This window comes from Bremerella sp. JC817 (genome assembly GCF_040718835.1).
GTDB lineage: Bacteria > Planctomycetota > Planctomycetia > Pirellulales > Pirellulaceae > Bremerella.
The window spans coordinates 69,177-88,487 of the sequence record NZ_JBFEFG010000268.1 but is presented as its reverse complement, the minus strand read 5'-3'; the positions used below and the strand labels follow the sequence as shown (position 1 = coordinate 88,487).

Here is a 19,311-nt window from a genome sequence, read left to right as displayed (position 1 = left end):
TCTGCCGGTCCCGAGAATTGGAGGTCATACTTGAGGTAGCCGACGGCACTTTCGATATTCGTTCCTACCAAGGAACGGAGTCGACCGCCTGTCAGCATTCCCCAATGTCGCGTCCGACACGGAAAGCTGGTTGAAGACCACGTTAAGGTTGTGTAAATACGCCCCTTGCCCCTGGACCTCGACGGGGCCCCGGGTACAACCTGAAGTCTGCAATTGCGGCGGCTACTCCCCAGAAAAGTGGGCGTTCGTGCTGCCCGAGTCGCACGAAACACCCTTGTTCTTAGGCCAGATTCCATGAAGAAATCGCTTCACAAACTTCGAGGTCGATGTGTGAGGTAATGAATGTTAAGCCTCTTCACATTCTTGTTTTCGCACACAGTGCCACACTGTCGCATGGCGGAGGTCGTTCGCTTCATGAACTGTTGATCGAGCTCAGCACTCGCCCCGATATCCGTCTCACCGTTGTCACGCCGGGATATGGTTCGTTTGAATTGGCCGCGAGAAAGTTAGGGGCCGTCGTCCTCTGCTTGTCCGACCTGGTCCCTGAAGTCTGCTTCGAGAGTCTGCTCTGGTGTGCCGACGAACATCAGGGTTTTGGATGGACGGTACATCCAACGAGGCTTATGGACTGCGTCGCAGCGATTTCTCGCTCGCTCGAAGAGAGGCCCGACGTCGTCTATACGAACACGACGGTTTGCCCCCTGGGGTCGTTCGTTGCGGCACGATTGGAGTTGCCTCACGTATGGCATCTCCGTGAGTTCGTTGATCGCGACTTCGATTGGACTTTCTATCTGGGTAAGCCGGGTACATACGGCTTAATCGATACGCTTTCTGACGAAATAATTGTCAATTCCGACATCCTTGGTCAGGCTGTCCAGCCCTACCTTCGGGAGAACACGATCTCCACAGTTCCTAACGGCCCACTGGCAGATGACTGGCTAAAGATCGAACAGCCAAACGCTCCAGCGAAAGAGGACCCGCTACAACTCTGTCTGGTTGGCACCATCGCTGAGCATAAGGGACAGATCGATGCGGTCGAAGCGGTTGCTTTGCTCAAGCGTCGAAATGTTCCTGTCGAACTCCACCTGTTTGGCGATGCCCAGCCCGATTATCAAGCGAAGCTTCGTGAAGCAGTGAAAAACCACGGCATTGGGAAACAGGTTCGTTTTCGCGGAACAACAGCCGATCCGCGTCAGGCTCTCTTAGAGGGGCACATTGCCCTGGTCACTTCCCGATTCGAAGCCTTCGGCCGAGTCACTGTCGAAGCAATGGCTACGGCGCGCCCCGTCGTCGCAACCAACACTGGGGCAACACCAACGATTATTGATGATGGCGTCACCGGTATTCTTTACGATGTCGGCAACGCCGAGCAGCTTGCCTCAGCGATTGAACGTATTTACAACGACCCTGCTGCTGCTTGCGAAATGGCAACCCGTGCCCGGGACCAATCGCTAACGAACTACACGCGGGTCGAATACGGCCGACGTGTCGAAGAGATATTACGAAGAGCAGCCGCCACGCCCGAGCGCAAGACGTCGGTCCAAGCCCTTCTTCCGCATCTGGATACAATTGCCCATGGCGTTTGCGCCAGCATTTCTCATGGGCAGATCCCGGCCCTCGCTAAGCGGACCGAGACCTTAGAGAAGTCTTGGGGCATCTATCTAACGCGAACGATCGGGCGAATGCTAGGTCTTGCATAAGCCCGACCGACACAGGCATCTACTCGTGGGCTGCCACGTCGCCCGCTGGTTCAAACCAACGATAGATCGCCGGTAGCACCAATAGGGTTAGCACCGTACAGGTAATCAGTCCCCCGATCACCACGGTTGCCAGCGGCCGTTGGACTTCAGCACCGGCACTGCCAGAGATGGCCATCGGAACGAAGCCCAAGGCACCGCACGTTGCCGTCATCAACACTGGGCGAAGTCGGTCCATCGAACCTGTTGTAACCGCGTCTTTCTGCTCGAGCCCTTCATGCCGCAAATGTCGGATGTGTTCGATCAGAACCACACCGTTCATAACCGCGATACCAAACAAGGCGATAAAACCGACCCCAGCGGAAATCGAGAACGGCATGTCACGTAACCATAGTGCGAAGATCCCGCCCGTTGCTGCGATCGGAACGTTCAAGTAAATCAGCATCGTCAGCTTGGCGGAACTAAATGTGATGTAAAGCAACGAGAAGATCAGGAACAACGCGACCGGCACCGCGATCATCAGGCGTCTCGAAGCCTCTTCCAGGTTCTGGAATTGGCCGCCCCACGCCAGCGAGTAGCCGGCCGGAAGCTTCACTTCGTTGGCAATCGTTTCCTTGGCATCGGCTACGAAACTTGCCAGGTCCCGGCCGCGCACGTTGCACTGGACCAGCAAGCGTCGCCGGATCGCGTGGCGACTGATTTCCGATGGGCCATCTTCGACGATGATATCGGCGAGCTGCGTAATCGGAATTTTTCTGCCTTGCGGGTCTTCGATCTTGATCTGCTCCAGCTTCTCGGCGTTGTAACGCCACTCGGGTGCCAGGCGAACCTGCAAGGGGAAGCGACGTTGCCCCTCAAACACTTCTCCGACCGTATGCCCACCGACAACCTGAATCGCCTGCAGAATATCAGCCGCGTTGATTCCGTATCGCGCAATGGCATCGCGGCGAATGTTGACTCGCAAGTACGGAAGACCAGCGATCTGCTGGGCCTGTACGTCGGCGGCGCCTTCGACCCCGTTAAGGGCACGAACGATACGATCCCCCTGCTCTTTCAAGACATTCAGATCGTCGCCGTAAATACTCAAGCCGACATCGGATCGCACTCCTGCCACCAGTTCCTGCACGCGCAGTTCGATCGGCTGAGTGAACCCGTACGAGTTGCTAGGCACCGCCTCTTCGAGGGCGACCTGCATCGCTTCGACAAGGTCGGTCTTTTCGATTTCCTCCGGCCATTCTTCCTTTGGCTTAAGCCTCACGAACACGTCGGTCTGATGGACGCCCATCGGGTCGTTGGCAATTTCTGGACGTCCGGTCTTCGATACGACGCTTTCGACCTGCGGGAACTTGAGCAAAGTTCGCTCCATCGCCTTGGTCATTTCGATCGACGTTTCGAGCGACACGCTAGGTAAGCGAGTGGCCTGAATCGCGATGTCACCTTCATCGAGCTTCGGCACAAACTCCACTCCGAACCCCGTTGCCACGACGACACTTACTGCGAACATCCCGATCGCCACGCCAAACATCGGCAATGGGCGACGCATCGAAAATGCCAGTATCGGTTCGTACCACTTCTTCAGCCAGGTCACCAGGAAGGTATCCTTCGAGCTGACGCGACGGGCGAGAAACAGCGACGCCATCACAGGCATCACAGTCACGCTCAAAATCAGTGCGCCCGTCAGTGCCGACATGAAGGTGAACGCCATCGGGCGGAACATCTTTCCTTCCACACCCTGCAGGCTGAGGATTGGGAGGAACACGATGATCACGATCAAACCAGCAAATAGAATCGGCGTACCGACTTCTTTGGCCGATTGCTTGAAGACTTCTTTCGGGACTACCCCGCCACGCTCGCGTTGATAGCGACTCGCATGACGGACCGCGTTCTCAATCATCACGACCGCGCCGTCGACGATAATCCCGAAGTCGATCGCCCCCAGGCTCATTAGGTTGGCCGAAACTCCGGCGACTTTCATCGCGATCAAGGCACACATCGCGGAGAGTGGAATCGCCGCCGATACGATTAGGCCTGCCCGGATATCGCCGAGAAGGAGGAACAGCATCACAATCACCAGAATCACACCAACGCTGATATTTTCGGCGATGGTATGGATCGTCTTTTCCACCAACTCGGTTCGATCGTAGAACGTATCGATCACCACGCCTTCCGGTAGCGTCTCTTGAATCTCGGCGATCTTATGCTTCACGTCTTCAACGACTTGTCGCGAATTGCCTCCCATCAGCATCATCACCATCCCGGTGACCGCTTCCCGGTCGCCGTCACGCGTGACCGCACCTTGCCGCAGCATCGGGGCGAAGTTTACGCGGGCGACGTCCGAAATTCGAATCGGTGTGCCATCGCGGCGACTATCGAGGACGATGTCTTCGATATCTTGGAGATTACGAATCAAGCCTTCGCCGCGAATCAATCGTTGCTCGGCACTGTGGGTGATATAACCACCGCCTGCGTTGGCGTTGTTTTCTTCAAGGGCCTCAAACACGCGGTTTAGCGGCACGTTGAAGTTCTGCAGTTGATCAGGATTGACCTGCACTTCGTAGGTCTTCAGTTCGCCACCGAAGGTGTTCACTTCAATGACACCCGGGACGCTTCGCAGCTGAAAAGCGATTTGCCAGTCGAGGATCGTTCGTAGATCCATCAGGCTGTATTCGTGACCTTCTTCGGCCATCACCTCGAACTGGTAGATTTCGCTCATACCCGTTGCGATGGGACCCATCTGCGGATCGCCCATGCCAGGCGGAATGTTCTCGCGCGCTTGCTGTAGTCGCTCGTTCACCAGGTTTCGGGCCCAATAGATGTCGGTTCCCTCTTCAAAGGCGACCGTAACAGCCGACAAGCCGAAGCGGCTGATCGAGCGAATTTCTTCGACGCGAGGCAGACCGCTCAGCGCGTTTTCGACCGGGAACGTGATGAACTGCTCCACTTCGACCGGCCCCAGCGACGGCGACGTGGTCAAGACTTGGACCTGAACGTTGGTCAGGTCAGGCACCGCATCCAAGGGCAATCGCATCGCCGATACCACACCGGCACCAAGCAGAACGACCGCCAATAGCATGACGATAAAACGATTATTCAGGGACCATTCAATAATATGTTGAACCATTGTGGCCTCGATGAAAGAAGTTGAAATCGAGCAGGCAATTCAATCGATACCGGCACGCACGCTTACTCTTCAAGCAAGCTTGCCAGCATCTTCGATTTCAATGCGAAGCCACCGTGAACTACGATCTCTTCGCCATTCTTGAGTCCCTTCACAATTTCGACGACCTTATCCGTTCGTCGCCCCACCACCACGTCACGAGCCTCGAAGGTGTCGCCCCCTGCGTAAACAAACACGAACGAGCGTCCTTCAAAGTCTTGTAAGGCATCGGCCGGAACCTGAACGACCTGGTCGAGGCTGCCGGTCGGGAACAACACATGCACGAACATGCCAGGCTTCAGAGCCGCATCTTTGTTGTCCGCGATGGCCCGGAGCGTAATGGTTCGGCTATCGGGATCGACCAGATCGCCGGTGTAGAACACCTTGGCATCAAATGTTCGTCCAGGCCACGCATCCGATTGAAGCTGGATCGTTTTGCCTCGTACCTGATCCAAGAGCGGCAATTGCCCTTCGTAGATATCGGCCGTGACCCAGACACTGGTCAGGTCAGCCACACTGAAGATCTGGCTATCGGGTCCGACCCGTTCGGCCAGGACGACATCCTTCGAGATGATCGTTCCATCGAACGGCGCCATGATCGGCATGTGCGAGACCGCTTCGCCTTGGACTATCGGATTGATCTGCTCCAGTTCTGCATCCTTGAAGCCCAGCACCTTCAAGGCCGCTTCATCGACCGCCACGCGGGTTTCCATTTCTTTGACCGCATGCGAAGAACGCATGCCCTCTTGCACAGCCTCTTGCTGGATCTGTTCGACCAGTGACTGCAGCGTTGCCCGGGCGGTGTTCCACTGCGACTGGGCTTCGATCAACTGCTTGCCAGATACGGCACCACTGTCGGTCAACGGCGAAAGCCGCTTCACGGTCTGCTGATGGGTATGCTTACCGATGTACGCGGTAAGCAACTGGTTGCGGTACTCGCCAATCGGCTTGCCGGTGAACTTCTCTTCGATCTCCGCAACATCGGCTTCATCGCGGATCATGCGAATTAGCTCCTGGACGTTCGTCACGATCTGTTGCGTCCACTTGTCCTGGGCCGCGACCTGATCTCGTTTGAGGCGATCTTGATAGAGCTGAAGCTTGGCCTGGCCAACCTCGCGACTTTGCACAATCGCCAGGACATCCCCTTTCGTCACGTGATCGCCCAGATGAACCTGAACCTCGTCGACGACACCTTCCGCCAGTGGAAAGATGTGCGCTAGCCGATCTTCGTTGATCGCGATCTTGCCGGTCACTTCAATTCGCTTGCTGAACTGCTGCGACTTCACCGGTTCGACAACGATCGAGCCTGATTCCCAGCGGTTCTTCGGGAACTCAATCAGGTTCACGTCTTCGGAATTGTTTTCAACTGGGGCGGCAGGCGCCACAGCGAGTTGTTGTGAAGAGGCTGCGTGCTCTTCTTTCTGGTGCGAAGCTTCGGTCGCGCCGGTCAGAAACCACCAGGTTCCTGCCATTGCGATCGAAGCTGCCAAGACGACCGATACTATCAATGAACGGGACTTGTTAGGCGTTGCCGATGCCATAATTGGATTATCTCCCAAGAGATCGCTACAGAGAATTCGAATCAGGAAAGCGCAGCGGTGGCCTGATCAGATCGATCAGGAATTTCGCATGCGCTGATGCAAAAGCGAGCTAGAGGAGAGATCTAGCAGCGAACCACGCCGAAGCGCAGCGGAAGCGGAAGAGAGACCGCGTAAGTCGAGTGAAACGCGCCGATAGAGCACGATCGTGGTTCGGGAGAACCAGGCAATGCCGAAGCGACGCTGAAGTCAGGCGAGGTCAACCAGTCGATCGCGCGTGCATCGCCGACAACCGTGGCAGTTTCCGTTCCACCGCCGCCGAGAGATAGCCACTTCGCGGCCAGTCGTCGTTCCTTTTCGCTTCCTGGTTCACCGAAGTGAATATGCCAGCCGAAGTCAACATCTTCACACAGTGCCGCGTCTCGATGACTCGACGAGAGATGGTTGAATAACCAGAGCGAATCCATGCTGACCGCATTCAACAGCGAGCCATGGCAATGGAAGTAAGGGAGCGGACCAGTCCATACCGCCAGCAACAGAACGACTCGTACATACACCGAAAGTCGAGCGTATTTATGAGAGTGCGGCATCGGTTGCTTGCAAGGAAGGTAAGCATCTGGTCGGAAGGAAGATTCATCTCAGACTAGTCTTCCTGCCGGAAATTGTCAACGAAGCTCCGCGTAAACACCCTCAATAAGGGGATTCAGTTGTGAATGGACAGTTCGTCGAATTTAGGAAGTCTAATCGGGTCGACGTCCTACCAAAACATAGGGATTTCCCTGCAAAACACCATATTCCGGGTCTAACCTATCGTGGGCTTCGCGGGCCGAGATCACCTCCTCCATCTGTAGATTCTTAATCTCAATAAGCCCTGCTGCCTCCATCACCACGCGCAGCATCTGGTCGGTATGCTCGCGAAACGGAAGTTGGCTCATCGCTTCTCGATAGGTGTCGTCTGGCTTCCAGCCTTGGGCGGGTCGGAATGCTCGCTTTTGCTTGGCCGGATCGTCCGGAGGGATCTCACCAATTAACACCATCAGCCCGCCAGGCCGCAGCAGTCGAACCCAACGAGCAACCGCATAGCCAGGATGAGGCAACGTGAAAAGAACCGCGCGGCTGGAGAGCAGATCGAACGATCCCTCTTCCAGCGGTGGTTGCTCCGCATCTCCTTCCACGAAGTTAATCACCAGGCCCTTCTTCTTGGCAACCTCCTGCGCTGCCGCAAGCATTGTTGCTGAGAAGTCGACACCAGTGGTTTCAATTCCCATCGCCGCCCAAAACTGAGCGATCGTGCCAGGACCGGTTCCCATATCGACTGCCGAGGCCACGTTGCAGTCGCCGATCGCGTGCTTCAAGATCGACTGCCAGGCCTGGAAGGAGGGTTCAAAACCAAATTCCCCTTCGATGAATCGTTCGACGCGATGCTGGACCACGCTCGAGTTCGTCCAACCTTCGCGAAAGATCTGCTTGAGTTCGTCTGCTTGCATGAGAGATTCTTCTCTGCCGGAAGTCGATTGGGGAAATGTTACGGCGCGGGAAGCGTGCCGGTGACATGAATATACGTTTCGCCATCTTCCACGACGATATGGGCCTCGACCGAATAGACCGCGGCGATTGTTTCACGAGTCAAGACTGTCGCCGGAACTCCATGACTATGAATCCTTCCGTCTGACATCACTACGATGCGGTCCGCAAATCGGGCCGCCAGATTCAAGTCGTGAATCGCCACCACCGAAGCGGCCTCCTTTCGCTTCGTCCAATCTCGCACGAACGACAAGACTTCGAATTGTCGCCGAAGATCTAGGTTGGAAGTCGGCTCGTCGAGTAGCAGCACTTCAGGTTCTCGGACCAATGCTTGAGCAATCGCGACGAGTTGGGCCTGACCGCCGCTCAATTGATCGAGCCGCCGCTGGCCGAGTTCTTCGAGCTGCATCTCGCTAAGCATCGCCTCGACGCGAGCGATGTCGTCGTCCGACACTTGCCAGCCAAGGGTGTTCAGTCGTCCCAACAAGATGGTTTCGAAAACACTCAGAAGGGCTTGCGGTGCGAAGTCTTGCGGCAGGTAGCCGATCCGCTGAGCGGTTTGCATCGTCGGCCACTGTGCGATGTCTTCTCCGTCGAGACATATCTTGCCGTCACCCTTGAGTATGCCGCCCAGGCACTTCATCAGCGTGGACTTGCCAGCCGCGTTCGGTCCGACAATCGCTGTGATGCCAGGTTCAATCGTGAGATCGACCTCGTGAAGCACACGCATCGCACCATAGTGAAAAGACAATCGCTTTGCGGTGAGGATCACCAGTAAGTCCTCCTCGAACGCAAGGCAATTGCCGCCAGAAAAGGGGCACCAAGCGCCGCCGTAACAATCCCAATTGGAAAGACGGTTCCTGGCACCAGCACCTTGCTGACCACGGCCGCCAGGCTGACCACGATTGCTCCGATTAGTGTCGACAACGGTATGAAGTATCGTTGATCTTCCCCCACCACGGTTCGCGCCAGATGCGGAGCGACCAGTCCGACAAACCCGATCGCTCCAGTGAAACAGACAGCGGTCGCGGTCACGATGGACGCGACAATCAACGTCCGTAAACGGATGCGACCAACATCGATCCCGAGGCTTCGAGCATGATGGTCACCCAGTCGCAGCGATGTGAGTTGCCAGGCATCGCGCAAAAGCCACACCATCGCGATGACCAATACGGACGCAACAATGGCCGTGTTCTGCCAGGTTGCCCCTTCCAAGGTTCCAAAGATCCAAAAGACGATGGCATGCAGAGCATCGTCCGCCGCGATGAACTGCAGGAAGGCCACGCCGGCACTGAACAGGAAGTGCAAGGCAACTCCGCCAACGATGATAGACTCGGTTGCTCCACCGCGCATCTGACCTAACGAGTAAATCAGCATAGCGCTCGACAGCGCAAACGCGAACGCACTGATCGGAACCAACCAGGCGACTGGCAACCAGGTAATCGCACTGCCAAACACGAGCACAAGTGCCGCACCGAAACTGGCGGAAGCGGAAACCCCTAATGTAAATGGGCTGGCCAGCGGATTGTTGAGAATCGTCTGCATCTGGGCCCCTGCGATTCCGAGCGAAGCCCCGACAACGATCGCCATCAAGGCAGAAGGTAGGCGGAACGACCAAACAATTGTGCGATGGGCTGGATCCGAGTTCGTCGGACTGAACACGGCGGTTAGGAGATCGCCCCAACTTAGATTCGCAGGGCCCGTTACCAGATCGAGCCCGACCGCCGCCAACAGCAAGCCGATCGCGATTGCTAAGATTCCCAGTCGCTGCCGCGAAAGAGATCGATACGCGATGGCATTGCGTGATGGTGAGCGATTCGTGGCGTTACTCATCGTTGCTCTGCACAATCCAGGTTCCACTGAATTCAATTGGAAGGAACTCCTCGTGAAACTCCCGCAGTGAGTCCAGCGGATTTAAGTGAGCGAACTTCTCGGGATCGATCCATTTCGCCAACTGCTGGGCTGCGGCGAAGCTAGTGATATGACTGCCGAAGCGGGTATGGAGCCCGTAAACCTTTCTGTGCTTCACCGCATTCAGTTCGGACCAACCTTCTCGGTTGCTGTACGCTTGCAGGGCGGCTTGGGCAGGCTTCTCTTCTGCCAGATATCCCAAACGCAAGCTATCGGGGAACGAAGTCCAATGTGCGCCGGTCACCACCACGATTTCAGGATCGCTGGTCAGCAAATACTCAGGCCGAATCACTCCTAGTCCATACATCCCGCTGACCGCACCGTCGGCGACGTTGCGACACGGCAGTTGATCCAGAACACTTGCCCAGTTGGAAACGGCTCCCTGTTGCGTTCTTCCAAACGTATTGCCGTACTGGCTCGCGCCGTAGGTACCTGCTTCCATGTAGATCGACGGCTTGTCCTCTGGAAACTCGTGACCGAGCACCTCATCCAATTGGGCATCGACCCAGTCGGCCGCCTCGTCCGCTCTCTGCTGCCGACCGAGGACCTTCCCCAGCAGGCGAATGCTTCGCTGTGGATCGCGGAATGGATCGTCGAACTCCAGGTACAGAATCGGCACGCCTGCCGCTTCCAGTCGTTCAACTCCTATCGATTTCCGTTGCCTCATATAGGTGTTCATAATCACCAGGTCGGGCTTCAATCCCAGGACCGCCTCGGCACTGACGGCGTCCTTTAACACGTCTCCCAATTCGGTGACTTGGGCTAATTCTGGGAAACGTTCGACGAACTTATCGTAAGCATCGCGATCCCCTGTCTTCAGCGAACTATCCCAGCCGACTAGGCGAGAACCGGTTTCATCCCCGAGGACCGTCGCCAGTTCGTAAAGGCAAAGACTTCTCATCAAGACAATACGTTCGACAGGCTGCGGGATAATAACTTCGCGTCCCGCCAGATCGGTCACCGCCAGCGAATTCGTCTTGGGATGCTCGGACTGACTTTTCTGCTGCGGCGAGCAGCCGCCATTTTCGAACGCGGAGATTAGAAGCAGAACCAGAACGAATTTTCGAAACGCCATCGAGTATCAGCTAACCATGCTTTTAAAGAAGGTGCCTGACGAGAGAATTATTCGGCAGTTGTAGAGTCCGTGGACCGCTTCACGCGGTTTCGTTGTTGCTTGCGACGAGCTCTTCCTTTTCGCCACCACAAACAAAATCCCGTTACATAAAGCATAGCAGGCAGAAAGCCGACGACGAAGACGCACCAACGCCCCACCAAGCCAAACGCTTCTCCATTGTGCAGCGGGAATTGCCAGGCGAAGAACGTATCGACGGCATCTTGCTCGCGAATATCGCGGACCGAAAGCACCTCTCCGGAGTACTGCTCGACCCACGCGCGGCTACTTCCCATCCATTGTCGGATATCGCCCGGTTGTCGGGCGCGAATCATAAACACGCCGTCAGGCTTCGTCGGAAAGTGAATCCTGTTCAATTGGCTCTCAGGCAGTGCCGCCAATCCGATCTCGACCGCTTGATCAACCGTGATCGGCACGGGGTTGCTACCTGGTTCTGACTTGAGTTTCACTTCGGGTTTCGGTTCTTTGGTTGAAAACAACTTGCCAACTGGCGTAAACCAACCAGGGAAAACCATATAGACGCCCGTGAACGCAATCACCAAAAGAAATGGCACACTCACAATCCCCGGAGTCTTATGCAGATCGAACATCAGCCGCGAGCCAGAGCGGATTGCAAATGCCGATCGCCAGCTATGCTTCCACAGCGGCCACCATAAGTACAGTCCCGAGACAATCGAGACCAACAGCACGATGCCCGTCAGCCCGACGACAATCTCGCCGTTATGCCCGGCGAGAAGTTGGATGTGAAGTAAATAGAGCCAGGTGACGAGGTACGTTCCTCGCACGCGTTGACCGGTTACTTCGGCGGTATAGGGATCGACGTAGACGTGATGAAATGGCGATCCCGGGACGGCGTCGGATTGAAACCAAACCGTCCACACGCGATCCTCTTCACGGGGGGCGTCAGCGAATTTCAGGACTCTTCCGTCCTGTTGGCCCACGGATCGCGCGACATCGAAGACTTCGGCCAAGGGCCGCGGCTCACCTGATCGTTCCACACGAAGCAGGTCGGGCTCGATCCAGGCGTCGATCGCATGATGAAACACCAGAAAACTGCCTGTCAGTCCCAATAGCGCAAACAACAGCCCGACTGTCAGCCCCAGCCAGCGGTGTACGGTGAACCAATAGGCACGCCAGCGTTTACCCATATGCGATTCAAGTCGCCTCTAGTCCGCTTCAGTTAGAAGCGGATGGAAGCTTCGAGCCTTCTAAGATCTTGGCGTTGTCCAAAACGATCGGATCGACATTATTCTGACCATCCACAACCGTGAACTTCAGAACAGGTTTCTTAGAATCGCCGAACTTTCCGAGAAGGCGATCTGGTGGAGGTGGAGGCATGCCACCGCCTGGCGGTCGCCAGTCTGGGTCTGGCCAGGTGATCGTCACGACATATTCACCGAGCGGCGCCCCATCAGGACCTTCGTAAGAGGTCAACTGATAGGTCCCACTGGCATCGACCTTACCGACCGGTGAGATCGGATACTTGACGCCCGGCTGTACTGTCTGCGGCCAGAAGCGTACGAGTGCCCCTTGAGCAGGCACACCGTTGATGTGCACCGTGCCGGTTACCGGATGCGTCGCGATGGCGTCGTACGGCTTGCTTTGCGTGCAGCCAAACGTTGTCAGCATGCCTATTAACAGGCACAGCCGGAGCAGGTTGTTGGCCATCTCACTTGCCCTTTCTGTCTTGGAAAATGATTGGCGATTACAAGCCGTTCAGGACGAGGCCATCGTCACGACCAACGAACGCCCGGAAGGCTCCCTTGTCAACCGTTTCCGGTACAAAACGCACCGAGCCGTCGCCAACCGACGCGTTCATTCCGCCTGGATGGTACGAGAAAGCTCCACCCCAGTCGTTGGTGCAATTGACCACGCATGGTCCGTAGTACTGCTTCCCGTCGAACGTCCAGCTTCGGACTCGGTCGTGTTGGGTCGAAGCCCACCATCCTTGAAAGTTTGTATCGACCACCGAGGCATACGAGTAGTCCGCCGGATCCTTCTTCTGTTTGCCGCGGATTACGACGTTCGGGAAGTTGGCACGTTCAAAGAAGAACATCGTGTTCGACAGACCGTCGGTCGAGGCATTGAACCGGACCGGACGGGTATAACTTCCGTCGAAGAATGCCCCCACCACTTCTCGCGGCGTCATTGTGTCGTCACGGAAACTACGTGCAATGAAGTAGTCGCCGGGGGCGGCCGCCATGCTGGTGTTGAACGACGATGCGTCGTCTTCTTGTTCGATGATGCCCTGAATCAGTCCGCTGCGTGGGGTCGTTGGACAAACGAAGGCGCCAAGCTGAACGGTGACAATATCTTGATTTGCCTGATCCGAAACACCGTTGGTTGCCGTCGGATCGAACTGATCCCAAGCCGCACCTTGCTCCAGCATTGGCAGCAGTGCCAGGCCCCAGCTATTGACCCACTTGTTCCCGGACTCGAAGGTGATCCCAAGGTCGGGGAACGGAAGCGAATTATGGGTATCGTGATAGTTATGGACGGCCAGTCCCAACTGCTTCAAGTTATTGGTGCACTGGGCACGACGCGCCGCTTCACGGGCCTGTTGAACGGCAGGCAGCAGCAACGAGATCAGCACGCCAATGATGGCAATCACGACGAGCAGTTCGACGAGGGTAAATCCACGGCGACTCATAATTTTGATTCTTTCGGAAAGGCGATACATGTCCACAGCTTCGCCGATGGGTTTCGCGACTTCTGGAAACGACGGACGAAACAGGATAGGGCTCTCTTATCGCGTCGCAGAATGGCTGGGGGTCAGGCTGACCTACTTCCGCAACAAGACGGCCACGAACCATAGTTCAAGGCACAATCGAGACGGCGTTTTGGCTAATCGCTGGGAAAGTGAAAGAGTCCCAACTGACGGCTATTTCGTCTCTCGAGCAGTGATACTAATTCTCATTAGTCAGGTCGTAATGCTATCAAAGTTCGCCATTCTCGCAAGTCGTGCCGACAATTGAAAACCCAATCTGGCTGACCACAAGGCAGACTTCAGCAAGATCGATCAACGTTCGTCACTGCATCTCGCTTTCGTAGGCAGCAAGGGGATGCCCCGTCATTACCCCCAATTCCAGGCCATAGTGCGGACGATTTACATGTAGACGGCAATGCCCCCTCTGGTCAGGTAAACGTCCGATGTTCGCTCTATCATGTTGGAAGTCGTTTCCAACGACAGGCGTGTCGTTTCAAGAGACAGATCGCCATGCGAGAATTCGTTTGGAATTGTGAAGAATTATTCTGTGGTGACCGTGCGACGTCGCGTCGCATTCGAGACGAGTGCCCCCACAGCGATTGCGATTCCCAGCAGCGCGATCGGGGCGAAGCGATAGTCTGGTGGCATCTGGTCGACGGCAATTCCCAGGACTGGGGCGATGATGGCAATACCGATCGACTTTGCCTGCGACTCGACGCTCAGCACGGTTGCCATGGCATCGTCGTTGGCTTCGTCCGCGACACGACTGATCAGAATAGGACGCCACAGGTTTTGCATGATCGCCAAAACGACAAAGCTAAAGATGGCCAGTCCTGTCCAACTGGTGACAGTCCCCAACAGCAAAATGCCGAACGTTGCCGCGTAAGCCAACCAGAGCGACATGGCAGCGTTTTGTTCGTTTTCAAACCGCAACGAGAAAGGCCCTGCGTATCGCGAGGCAAAGCTTCCCAGCAGGTACAGCACCGCGTAGATCGCAGCGATCAATAGGGCCGTTCGCTGGGTCGCTTCCCACGTCACCAGCAGCGGCAACGCCAAAGCTGCGGATTGAATCAGAGGTTGAAGGTAGTCCTTACTGGCCCCGTAAATTCCCTCGAACCCCATCGATTCGGTAATCGGTCGGCGAAGTTTCGGCGAAGTAAAACATTGTAAGGTCGCCTTCCAAAGCATGCGCATCGCGTTCTCTCGCTGCGGCTTCTTATCACCTGAGAAGTCGAGCGACTTGGGATAGCTGAGGAAGTTCAAGATATTTAAAGCTGCGGGAACCGCACTGATCCAGAAGATCACCGTGTACTCTTCCAGCCAAAAGACCAGAGCAGCCGCCAATACGACGGACAAGGCCGATCCCATCTGAGACCAACTGCGTGTGATCCCATAGATGTGGGTCTTTTCCCGTTCGCGTCCTTGGCTTTTCAGCCAGGCAAAGATAATTGCTTTGTGGGTTCCGGTACGAAATGCCTCGCCTATCGCGAAAGCAAACATCGCGACAAACAAGATCGCAACGGACGACGCCAGGCCAAACATGACAAACGCAACGACATACGCAACATGCGACAGAATCATCGCCCCGCGTCGCCCGACCGAGTCGGCGATGGCTCCGGTGGGAATCTCGAGCACTGCCACACTAATCTCACGGAACCCGATCAGCAGCCCGATCATGGCGTAGGTGAGATCTTTCTCCAGAAACGCCAGAATCCAGAACGGCGCAAAGTACCGTTGATTTTTCAGGAAGCCGTACAAACAGAAACGGAAAATCAACGGTTTAATCTCAGAGGGTCACGCTACGAAGCTAGTTCGACGTTCAATCTTCGCGATCGTACCTAAGTTGACTAGGTTTGCAAAGCATCCTGAATGTACGCGCGGACCATCTCAACTGTCTCACGAACGGCCTAAAAGTGAGACGATTCGCGTTTGTCCCCGTTGTTTGTGCTGCGGCGTATAATGAAGTCATGACGAACGATCCCCAACACGAGTCCGAGTTTCAGCCTCTCCAAGCGGGGAATGACGGTCTGGCGTCGTTGTTTGCTGAGCATCGCGAACGGCTTCGCCGCATGATCGACATTCGGCTCGATTCCCGCGTGGCAGGTCGCGTCGATCCTTCCGACATTCTGCAAGAGACTTACCTCGAAGCAGCCCGGCAATTACCGGCGTTCCTCGAGCAACGTAACCTGCCACCGAAATTATGGCTCCGTTTGCTGGCGCGTCAGCAGATCATCGCCGCCCATCGCCATCACCTGGGCGTCCAGAAACGGGATGCCAAGCTCGAAGTATCGCTCAGTAATAATTCCCCTTCCTACGCAAACCCGGAATCGCTCTCGCAGTTTCTTGCCGCTGGCATGATGAGCCCCAGTCGCGATGTCGCGAAGCAGGAATTCCGCCAGCGACTGCGCTCGACGCTTGAGAATATGGATCCGCTCGATCGCGAGGTCATCGCCTTGCGGCACTTCGACGAGTTGTCGAACTCGGAAGTCGCGGTCGAATTGAACATCAGTAAGACGGCGGCCAGCAACCGCTATATCCGTGCACTCCAGCGATTGAATAAATTGCTGTCAAGCGCATCGTGGCTGCCCGACGCTTAGGTCTCCATCCACTACATTGCCATTCGTATATCACCTGCCCATGGAAGACTCGGACGAACAGCGAAATCCGGTGGAACTCTTAGGGGAAGAGTTCGTCGCGCGATTGCGCCGGGGCGAGAACCCTTCGATCAGCGAGTATGTGGAAGCGAACCCGGAACATGCCGAAACGATCCGAGCGTTGTTCGGAACCTTGGCTGCCCTGGAAGATCTTAAGTCCCACCCCGATGACTCCTTCCTGGAGCCTGCTGCGATCGTTCCAGAGACTCCCCCCGAAACCATCGGCGATTTCCACGTGCTTCGAACCATCGGACGGGGCGGGATGGGCATCGTGTATCAGGCTCGTCAAGAGTCGCTCGGGCGCACCGTAGCAATCAAGGTGCTGATCGATCACTTCTCAAGCTCCCCCCAGGCCGTTCGCCGCTTCCGCCGTGAAGCCCAGGCTGCCGCGCGGCTCCAGCATCCCAACATCGTGGCCGTGTTTGGCGTGGGTCAGTGGGAAAACCGGCATTACTATGCCATGCAGTTCATCGCTGGCCGCGGCCTTGATCGAATTCTCGCGGAGATGACCATTCAGCATCAGCGAGATGACCAACAACCTGCCCTCGCCCACCGTTCGGACTCCACCACCGACGTGCAAGATCCCCTGGGTGCTGCGATCGCCAAGGCATTACAGCATGGTCAATTCGATCCAGCGTTTTCAACGCCCAGCATGGCGGTAACCCCGCTGGACGCCAGTCCCGCTACGATACCGGTCGATCTCGATGAAGAAAAAGCGGAAGAGCCTTCCACTCGGTCGCTCCGGCCGGGGAAAGATTATTGGCGCAGCGTCGCCGGAATCGGCGTTCAGGCCGCAAACGCACTACACTATGCACACCAACAGGGCGTGCTACATCGCGACATCAAACCCGGGAACTTAATGCTTGATAACCGGGGGCACGCCTGGCTGATGGACTTCGGGCTCGCGAAATTGCTTGATGAAGCCGATCTGACCAACGCCGGTGATGTGGTAGGTACGCTGCGTTATATGGCTCCTGAACAACTCGAAGGCCGCGCGACGACGCAAACCGATATCTATGGTCTTGGCCTGACGCTGTACGAACTGTTGACACTGCGCCCCGCGTTTGCCCGTTCAGACCAATGCAGCGTACTGCTGAAGCAAAAGACATACTCTGCGCCGCCAACGCCCCGTTCTATCAATCCTCAGATCCCCGACGACCTGCAAACGATCGTGCTGAAGGCGATCTCGCCTGACCCACGACATCGTTACGCCAGCGCCCACGAACTGGAAGAAGACCTGCAGCGATATCTGGACGATATACCGATCAAGGCGCGACCGACAAGTGCCTGGGAACATGGCCGACGCTGGTGTCGTCGCAATCCAGCGATTGCCTCGCTGGCCGCGGTAACAATGTTGCTGATCGTTGCCAGCTGTTTCGCGGCGTTCTTTGGGTATGTGCGAGAATCTTATCTCCGAGCGGCAGCCGAAACAGAAAGCCGCCGGGCCGAGGCCAACCTTGCCCTTGCATCGGAAGCCTTCGATACCGTGTTTCGCCGCATCGGGGTTGATCCTCCTGGGCAATCGCTCGCCGATTCGCAGAGCGCGACCGAACTGGGCGATCTGCCGACGCCTCGACTCAGTAACAACGATGCGCAGATCCTCGAAAGTCTGCTTTCGTTCTACGATCGCTTCGCGGAGACCAATCGCAACAGCACGCACTGGCAGTACGACACTGCCCTCGCCTATCGCCGCGTGGGCGAGATTCAGCAGCGGCTCGGGAGGGCACACCGCGCGGAAGCGGCCTTCGAGCGGGCCATCGAACTACTCCAGCGTATCCCTGCTCAGGACGACTCGCATCCGACGCCGCCGCCCATCGAAATCGCCTCGATCTATCAACAACTCGGCACCCTGGCGATGGCGGCCGACCGCTTTGACAAGGCGTTTAACCAGTTTGAGCAGGCTAGTCAAACGATTATCCGTGCCCCCATAGCACTTCGCGAATTGCCGGAAGCGAACCTAAAACTGGCCGAAGCGTATAACGCCATGGCGCGGGCTCGTTTCATTTCTCAGATCATTCCCCATTCTAACTCCCCAGGGAAGTCCGATCCTGCAGAGATCCAGAAACTACAAAGCGAATCGGTCGCGATTCTGGAAAAGCTCGTCGACCAGTATCCCCAGTCCGGCGAGTACCGATTGGCCCTCGCCCAGAGTTGGGAAGACTTCGGGCAGATGGCAGGCTTTGTCGGAGATCGTGAGACGTCGTCAACTTACACGCAGAAGTCGATCCACCTGTTGGAGCAACTAGTTGGCGACTTCCCTGCCGAAGTGGATTATCGCCGAACACTGGCCTGGATCTATACGCATACAGCCGAGTTCGCCGATAAAGACGTGGGACGAACGCCGATGGAATTGCTGCAGGCCGCGCGGCAGCTCTTGGCGCCGCTACCTCCTGAGTATGCCGATCAGCCAGAGACTCGCGAAATCGAGGGGCGGATCTCTCAGCACATTGCCGAATTGAAACTAGATCAAAACCGGTTGGATGGTATCGATCAAGATCTCAAGCAATGCCATCGTACGCTGGTGAGCCTGGCCGAAGAGTTCCCCTTTACCAAACGGTATCAGTACGGCCTTGCGAGATCGTTTTACCTGGAAGCCATCGTCGCCTACAAACATGAAGATCTCCGCGAAGCGACGCGATGCCTCGAACAGTGTGTTGCTATTTGTGAAGTGGAAAGTAAGAGCCACATGCCGGGCATGCTACTGAACCTTGCCGCCAAGGCACAGCGAGGATTGGTGATGCTGCAAACACGCCAGGGGAATCAATTGCTGGCCGAAACGGCCGCAGACGAACTCGAAGTGCTTCAACAGAAGCTACTCCAGCATGACGTGCCCCCTCCACCGTTCGCGATGCGGAACGATCCCTGGCAGCTCGATCCGGCCACGCCGGAACCGACCTCCGCTGACTGATTTACCCTACTTCCATGGGGGCTTCCCCTCTGACAGGAAGCGAAACCTTTTTTTCCGCATGCCAGCAATTCCCTGTGGATCCT

The 19,311-nt window shown here is 56.3% G+C and carries 14 protein-coding genes; 3 read left to right on the top strand and 11 right to left on the bottom strand.

Features of this window, described 5'->3' with window-relative positions:
* Positions 1 to 338: 338 nt before the first annotated feature.
* Positions 339 to 1,700, top strand: a complete 1,362-nt coding sequence (locus tag AB1L30_RS11875; protein WP_367013640.1) for a glycosyltransferase family 4 protein — start codon at positions 339 to 341, stop codon at positions 1,698 to 1,700.
* 19 nt (positions 1,701 to 1,719) lie between these two features.
* Here the strand turns inward: AB1L30_RS11875 and AB1L30_RS11870 are convergent, their stop codons facing one another.
* The 11 genes from AB1L30_RS11870 to AB1L30_RS11820 all read right to left on the bottom strand — a co-directional run bounded on the left by AB1L30_RS11870 (position 1,720) and on the right by AB1L30_RS11820 (position 15,442).
* Positions 1,720 to 4,818 carry a CusA/CzcA family heavy metal efflux RND transporter gene (locus AB1L30_RS11870; protein ID WP_367013639.1) on the bottom strand — a complete coding sequence of 1,033 codons (3,099 nt, stop codon included), beginning with the start codon at positions 4,816 to 4,818 and terminating at the stop codon, positions 1,720 to 1,722.
* A 62-nt stretch (positions 4,819 to 4,880) separates the two neighbouring features.
* On the bottom strand, positions 4,881 to 6,344 hold the full coding sequence (locus AB1L30_RS11865) for an efflux RND transporter periplasmic adaptor subunit (protein WP_367013638.1): 1,464 nt from the start codon (positions 6,342 to 6,344) through the stop codon (positions 4,881 to 4,883).
* A 173-nt stretch (positions 6,345 to 6,517) separates the two neighbouring features.
* Positions 6,518 to 6,982: a hypothetical protein gene (locus tag AB1L30_RS11860; RefSeq protein WP_367013637.1), complete on the bottom strand. Its 465-nt coding sequence runs from the start codon at positions 6,980 to 6,982 to the stop codon at positions 6,518 to 6,520.
* A 150-nt stretch (positions 6,983 to 7,132) separates the two neighbouring features.
* Positions 7,133 to 7,879, bottom strand: coding sequence for a class I SAM-dependent methyltransferase (locus AB1L30_RS11855; protein WP_367013636.1), 747 nt, complete (start codon positions 7,877 to 7,879; stop codon positions 7,133 to 7,135).
* Between the two features lie 38 nt (positions 7,880 to 7,917).
* Entirely contained in the window at positions 7,918 to 8,688 is a 771-nt protein-coding gene (locus AB1L30_RS11850; RefSeq protein WP_367013635.1) for an ABC transporter ATP-binding protein, read from the bottom strand.
* On the bottom strand, positions 8,685 to 9,749 hold the full coding sequence (locus AB1L30_RS11845; RefSeq protein WP_367013634.1) for an iron ABC transporter permease: 1,065 nt from the start codon (positions 9,747 to 9,749) through the stop codon (positions 8,685 to 8,687). Before AB1L30_RS11845 ends, AB1L30_RS11850 begins: the two co-directional genes overlap by 4 nt.
* Positions 9,742 to 10,902: an ABC transporter substrate-binding protein gene (locus AB1L30_RS11840; protein WP_367013633.1), complete on the bottom strand. Its 1,161-nt coding sequence runs from the start codon at positions 10,900 to 10,902 to the stop codon at positions 9,742 to 9,744. The genes AB1L30_RS11845 and AB1L30_RS11840 overlap by 8 nt, the downstream gene beginning before the upstream one ends.
* Before the next feature lie 47 nt (positions 10,903 to 10,949).
* Positions 10,950 to 12,107 (bottom strand): PepSY-associated TM helix domain-containing protein, encoded by a 1,158-nt coding sequence (locus AB1L30_RS11835; protein ID WP_367013632.1) that lies wholly within the window; start codon positions 12,105 to 12,107, stop codon positions 10,950 to 10,952.
* Between the two features lie 28 nt (positions 12,108 to 12,135).
* A complete protein-coding gene (locus AB1L30_RS11830; RefSeq protein ID WP_367013631.1) occupies positions 12,136 to 12,627 on the bottom strand; it encodes a carboxypeptidase regulatory-like domain-containing protein in 492 nt (163 codons plus the stop codon).
* A 37-nt stretch (positions 12,628 to 12,664) separates the two neighbouring features.
* The gene (locus tag AB1L30_RS11825; RefSeq protein ID WP_367013630.1) at positions 12,665 to 13,609 is read right to left on the bottom strand and encodes a DUF1559 domain-containing protein; all 945 of its coding nucleotides are present in this window, start codon (positions 13,607 to 13,609) and stop codon (positions 12,665 to 12,667) included.
* A gap of 597 nt (positions 13,610 to 14,206) precedes the next feature.
* Positions 14,207 to 15,442: an MFS transporter gene (locus tag AB1L30_RS11820; RefSeq protein ID WP_367013629.1), complete on the bottom strand. Its 1,236-nt coding sequence runs from the start codon at positions 15,440 to 15,442 to the stop codon at positions 14,207 to 14,209.
* 191 nt (positions 15,443 to 15,633) lie between these two features.
* On the opposite strand from AB1L30_RS11820, the gene AB1L30_RS11815 reads away from it, so the two are divergent.
* Together AB1L30_RS11815 and AB1L30_RS11810 are read left to right on the top strand one after the other, a co-directional pair.
* Complete coding sequence (locus AB1L30_RS11815; RefSeq protein WP_367013628.1) at positions 15,634 to 16,263, top strand: sigma-70 family RNA polymerase sigma factor; 630 nt, start codon at positions 15,634 to 15,636, stop codon at positions 16,261 to 16,263.
* A 40-nt stretch (positions 16,264 to 16,303) separates the two neighbouring features.
* A complete protein-coding gene (locus tag AB1L30_RS11810) occupies positions 16,304 to 19,228 on the top strand; it encodes a serine/threonine-protein kinase (RefSeq protein WP_367013627.1) in 2,925 nt (974 codons plus the stop codon).
* Positions 19,229 to 19,311: the final 83 nt, after the last annotated feature.

What these genes read in the sequence shown, in the direction of transcription:
- AB1L30_RS11875 (WP_367013640.1), top strand. Translation starts at nt 339, where the DNA reads ATGAATGTTAAGCCTCTTCACATTCTTGTTTTCGCACACAGTGCCACA.
- AB1L30_RS11870 (WP_367013639.1), bottom strand. Translation starts at nt 4,818, where the DNA reads ATGGTTCAACATATTATTGAATGGTCCCTGAATAATCGTTTTATCGTC.
- AB1L30_RS11860 (WP_367013637.1), bottom strand. Translation starts at nt 6,982, where the DNA reads ATGCCGCACTCTCATAAATACGCTCGACTTTCGGTGTATGTACGAGTC.
- AB1L30_RS11855 (WP_367013636.1), bottom strand. Translation starts at nt 7,879, where the DNA reads ATGCAAGCAGACGAACTCAAGCAGATCTTTCGCGAAGGTTGGACGAAC.
- AB1L30_RS11845 (WP_367013634.1), bottom strand. Translation starts at nt 9,749, where the DNA reads ATGAGTAACGCCACGAATCGCTCACCATCACGCAATGCCATCGCGTAT.
- AB1L30_RS11840 (WP_367013633.1), bottom strand. Translation starts at nt 10,902, where the DNA reads ATGGCGTTTCGAAAATTCGTTCTGGTTCTGCTTCTAATCTCCGCGTTC.
- AB1L30_RS11835 (WP_367013632.1), bottom strand. Translation starts at nt 12,107, where the DNA reads ATGGGTAAACGCTGGCGTGCCTATTGGTTCACCGTACACCGCTGGCTG.
- AB1L30_RS11830 (WP_367013631.1), bottom strand. Translation starts at nt 12,627, where the DNA reads ATGGCCAACAACCTGCTCCGGCTGTGCCTGTTAATAGGCATGCTGACA.
- AB1L30_RS11825 (WP_367013630.1), bottom strand. Translation starts at nt 13,609, where the DNA reads ATGAGTCGCCGTGGATTTACCCTCGTCGAACTGCTCGTCGTGATTGCC.
- AB1L30_RS11815 (WP_367013628.1), top strand. Translation starts at nt 15,634, where the DNA reads ATGACGAACGATCCCCAACACGAGTCCGAGTTTCAGCCTCTCCAAGCG.
- AB1L30_RS11810 (WP_367013627.1), top strand. Translation starts at nt 16,304, where the DNA reads ATGGAAGACTCGGACGAACAGCGAAATCCGGTGGAACTCTTAGGGGAA.